The sequence below is a fragment of the Binatus sp. (SeqCode) genome (genome assembly GCF_036522015.1).
Lineage (GTDB): Bacteria > Desulfobacterota > Binatia > Binatales > Binataceae > Binatus.
On sequence record NZ_DATDGQ010000012.1, the window covers coordinates 1 to 4755 of the forward strand.

Below are 4755 nucleotides of genomic sequence, written 5' to 3' on the forward strand. Positions count from 1 at the left end.
GTAGAGTTGCCGCGCAACATCTTCGGACGGCGCCAATTTGAATTGCAGCAGGAGGATTCCGGCCTCCCCGAGAAGGTACGACGCCAGTTCGGCGCCCATGTACTTTTGCAGTTCCGGGTACTTGTCCAGATCGTCGCGAATTCGCGGAATCAACTGACGCACGGCAGGGAGGTAGTCGCGCTTGCGGGCCACGGCGCCCGTCTCGTTCAGATAGTCGAGCGCCCAGATCACTCCCGCCGCGCCATGGTACAGGTACTTGATAGAATCAGGCGGCCGTTCAGGTGAGCGATCGAATGGATGAATTGGCCATAGGCCTTCCGCGCTGAAGCTTCGATCAGAGTCGGTGACGATTTGATCGATCGCTTCGCGAGCGCGGTCTTCGTTCCAATCGGTGCCGATCAACCGCTCGTGTCGTTCGGCTTCGTACAGTGGCATGACCCGCGCCTGGCCGGGACGACGCGAATTACGCGCCGCGCTTCCGTTCGAGTTTTCTAAGGCGTTGGTCCTGATCGCGGGTTTGGACTGTGATCCGATCGTCGAAGCGATCGAATTTGTGAGCGAGATTGGATAGCGATTTGCTGGTCTGCTTCAGTTCGGCCGCGAGCTTCTTCGCGGCCATCTCGGCCGACGCCGCGATTTCGCGCTTGAGTATCTTCGTCGTCTCGCTACCTGATGCGACTGCGTGCTTACCGGTGGACGCCACTGCGCGCGCCGCCTCTTCGCGGAATTCGACGGCGCGTTCGGTAAATTCGCCGCGAAGCCCCGTCTGCGCGGCCAGCAGTTCGTCCCGGAACTCGACGCGCGCCTTGCCGAGCGCCTCACCGAGACGGATCATCTCGGCGCCCAGGTCGTCGTGCGTAGTGACGATACCTCGACGATTCTCGGCAATCTGCTCGGAAAGGAAGCGAATCTGACCGCCGACTTCCGCGAACTGCCCGAAGATTTCATCGCGCAGTGTGTCGAGGCGTCCGCCGAAACCCGAGACTGCCTCGACTACCAGATCGAACCGCGCGCCGAGCTCCTCGAGGATCGCTCCAATCCGGTTCACCGCTTCGTCCGCCACCTGATTTTCCCTCTTCGGTTTCGTTCTAGTGCACGATCATCCCGAGCCGATCCCATCTGATGTACTCGAACCACAGGAAGAATTCGCTGAGCGTCGATGCCGTGTCTGCCTTCTCTTCATTCCAGGGCAGATAAATGATCGTGGCGCGTCCTTCGACGTCGTTGAGATCGACGAAGCCCCAGAAGCGGCTGTCGTAGCTGCGATCGCGATTGTCGCCCATCATGAAGAGCTTGCCCGGCGGGACGGTCACCGGCCCGAAGTTGTCGCGCGGCGAGACGGGCGAGCGATCCTGCGCGGCCACTTCCCAATGTCGATGAGGGTCGTCCATCGGGGAACCGTTGAGCCACACGACGCCGTTCTTGACTGCCACGGTATCGCCGGCGGTTCCGACAACGCGCTTGATGAAATCCTTGGTACGATCGGGCGGGAAGACGAACACCACGACGTCGCCGCGATGGACCGGCTCGAGATGGAAAACATACTGGCCGAGCGGCAGGCCCGGAATCTCGAGGCCGAAAATCGAGTCGGGCATCCGCAACCCGAAAATGATCTTGTTCACGAGTATGTGATCGCCGACGAGCAGCGTCGGCTCCATCGAGCCCGACGGAATCTTGTACGCCTGCACAAAAAATGTGCGGATGAAGATCGCGAGCACGAGCGCGATGATCATCGCCTCGACATATTCGCGCGTGACCGACTTCTGGGCAGGTGTGCGCTCGGCCTCGCGCGCATTCAGCGCCTGTGCTTTGGGAATGTTGCGTGCTGGTTCGGCCACTGCTGCCCTACTCCCCGACCTTGAGCAGGGCCAGGAAAGCCTCTTGCGGAATCTCGACGCGTCCGACCTGTTTCATCCGCTTCTTGCCTTCCTTTTGCTTTTCGAGCAGCTTTCGTTTTCGCGTGATATCGCCGCCGTAACATTTGGCGGTGACATTCTTGCGCAGCGCCTTGACGGATTCGCGCGCGATAATCTTGGCGCCGATCCCGGCTTGAATCGCGACTTCAAACATCTGGCGCGGAATCAGCTCGCGCATCTTTTCGCACAACGCCCGGCCTCGTTCATAAGCCTTGTCACGATGCACGATTATCGAAAGCGCGTCGACCACCTCGCCATTGATCCGTATGTCCAATTTAACCAGAGGCCCGGCCCGGAAGTCCAGAAATTCGTAGTCCAGCGACGCGTAACCCCGGCTCACCGATTTCAACCGATCGTAAAAATCGAAGACTATCTCGGCCAGCGGCAATTCGTAGTGCAGGATGACCCGCTTCTCGCCGAGGTAGCGCAGGTCGCGCTGGAGGCCGCGGCGATCTTCGCACAGCTTCATCACGGCGCCGAGATACTCCTCGGGCATGTGGATAGATGTGAGGATGAACGGCTCCTCGATCGCCTCGATGCTGTTTTCGTCGGGCAGATGCGCGGGATTGTCCACCGTCGTCAGCGCGCCCGACACCGTGCGCACCTGGTAGGCCACCGTCGGCGCGGTGACGATCAGGCTGATGCCGAATTCGCGCTCGAGCCGCTCTTGGGCGATTTCCATGTGCAGCAGCCCGAGGAATCCCGCGCGGAAGCCGAAGCCCAGCGCCTGCGAAGTCTCGGGCTCGCAGATAAGGCTCGCGTCGTTGAGGCGCAACTTCTCGATCGCGTCGCGCAGCGCACCGTACTGATTCGCCTCGGTCGGATACAGGCCCGCGAACACCATCGGCTTCAATTCCTTGAAACCCGGCAGCGGCGCGACCGCGGGATTGTCGGCGTCAGTAATCGTGTCGCCGACGCGCATGTCCGCGACGGTTTTGATATTCGCCACAACGAAGCCGACCTCGCCCGGACCGAGAGCGTCGGTGGGACGTTCGTGCGGCGTGAAATGCCCCAGGCGCATCACCTCGCCCAGCTTGTCGGTGCCCATCAGGCGTACTTTCATGCCGACGCGCAGCTCGCCACCGAACACGCGCACCAGGCCGATCACGCCCTCGTACACGTCGTACCAACTGTCGAAGATGAGCGCGCGGACCGCGGATTCGTCGGTCGGCTTGGGCGCCGGTATCCGCGGAACGATCGCTTCGAGCACGTCCTCGATGCCGATGCCTTCCTTGGCGCTGGTGAGTATCGCATCGGAGGCGTCGAGCCCGATGATTTCCTCGATTTGCTGCCTGGTGCGCTCGATGTCCGCGCCCGACAGATCGATTTTGTTGATCACCGGAATGATTTCAAGCCCGTGATCGAGCGCGAGATAGACGTTGGCCAGCGTCTGCGCTTCGACGCCCTGGCTCGCGTCGACGACCAGCAGCGCGCCCTCGCACGCAGCCAGGCTGCGCGAAACCTCGTAGGCGAAATCGACGTGGCCGGGAGTATCGATCAGGTTCAGGACGTAGCCCTTGCCGTCTTTGGCCGTATAGTTGAGTCGTACCGAGCGCGCCTTGATTGTGATTCCGCGCTCGCGCTCGAGGTCCATCGAGTCGAGGAACTGGTCCTTCGACTCGCGCATCGTGAGCGCGCCGGTGCGTTCGAGGATTCGATCGGCGAGCGTGGACTTGCCGTGATCGATATGCGCGATGATCGAAAAGTTGCGAATCGAGGCAGCTTCGGTCATTTCAACTCAAATGGTCCCGTTGCTGCTTGAAATATTTGAAGGTCTCTTCGAGTCCTTCCGCGAGCTTCTTTTCAGGACGCCAGCCGAGTTCTTTTTCCGCGCGGGCCGGCGATATGACAGAGCGCTTCTGTTCGCCGCCGCGCGGCGGCGCGTGCTCGGCCTTGGTCGGGAAGTCGGCAATGCCCGCGAGCGTCGAGTAGAGATCGTTCACGTTGGTCTCAATGCCGGTACCGATGTTGATCGCGAGCCCCGACGCGCTCGACTTCGACGCCGCCACTACCGCCCGCACCACGTCGCCGACGTAAACGTAATCGCGCGTCTGCGTGCCGTCGCCGTAAATCGTCACGGGCTGGCGGTCGAGGAGCTTCCCGCAGAAGATCGAGATGACGCCGGCTTCGCCGTGCGGGTCCTGGCGCGGGCCGTACACGTTGCCGAATCTCAGCGCCAGGTAATCGATTCCGTACTCCACCTTGTAGAAGAAGAGATAGGCTTCGGTCGCCAGCTTGGCGACGCCGTAGGGACTCACCGGCCGTTTCGGATGATCCTCGGTGCATGGAAACTCATCCTGCTCACCGTAAATCGCACCGCCGGTCGATGAAAAGACCACGCGCTTGAGGCCGTGTTTGCGCGCCGCTTCGATCAGGTTGAGAAATCCGACCACGTTAACTTGCGCGTCGAAGGCAGGATCGGCGACCGAGCGCCGCACGTCCATCTGGGCCGCGAGATGAAAAATAATCTCGGGCCGCACTTTTTCGACTACTGACGTGACTGCGGCGGCGTCACGCAGATCGGTTTGATGCACCGTTGCTTTCGGGTTCACCTGATCGCGCTTGCCGGTGGAAAAGTTGTCGAGAACCGAAACTTCGCCCGCGCCGGACGCGATCAGCGCATCCACCGCGTGCGAGCCGATAAAGCCGCCACCGCCGGTCACCAGAATTCTCATATACGCGTTCTGTCCTAAACCGGATGGCGCCCGATCGAGTAATATCGCAGTTCGAGCGCTTTCATCAGTTCTGGATCATACAGGTTCCGGCCGTCGAATATCACCGGCTCCTTGAGCTCGGCCTTGATGCGCTGGAAGTTGGGATGCCGGAACTCATTCCACTC

At 61.0% G+C, this 4755-nt stretch carries 4 protein-coding genes and 2 pseudogenes; all 6 read right to left on the minus strand.

Features of this window, described 5'->3' with window-relative positions; genetic code table 11:
- Nucleotides 1-435, minus strand: a pseudogene (locus VIW95_RS00640) (lanthionine synthetase); the annotation flags it as partial.
- A gap of 28 nt (nt 436-463) precedes the next feature.
- On the minus strand, nt 464-1063 hold the full coding sequence (locus tag VIW95_RS00645) for a hypothetical protein (RefSeq protein WP_331582958.1): 600 nt from the start codon (nt 1061-1063) through the stop codon (nt 464-466).
- A gap of 25 nt (nt 1064-1088) precedes the next feature.
- Nucleotides 1089-1733 carry a signal peptidase I gene (gene lepB / locus VIW95_RS00650; protein ID WP_414645262.1) on the minus strand — a complete coding sequence of 215 codons (645 nt, stop codon included), beginning with the start codon at nt 1731-1733 and terminating at the stop codon, nt 1089-1091.
- Nucleotides 1734-1845: 112 nt separating this feature from the next.
- The gene (gene lepA, locus VIW95_RS00655; RefSeq protein ID WP_331582962.1) at nt 1846-3648 is read right to left on the minus strand and encodes a translation elongation factor 4; all 1803 of its coding nucleotides are present in this window, start codon (nt 3646-3648) and stop codon (nt 1846-1848) included.
- Nucleotide 3649: 1 nt separating this feature from the next.
- Nucleotides 3650-4591 (minus strand): NAD-dependent epimerase/dehydratase family protein, encoded by a 942-nt coding sequence (locus tag VIW95_RS00660; protein WP_331582965.1) that lies wholly within the window; start codon nt 4589-4591, stop codon nt 3650-3652.
- 14 nt (nt 4592-4605) lie between these two features.
- A pseudogene (locus VIW95_RS17425) lies at nt 4606-4755 on the minus strand (UDP-glucose 6-dehydrogenase); the annotation flags it as partial.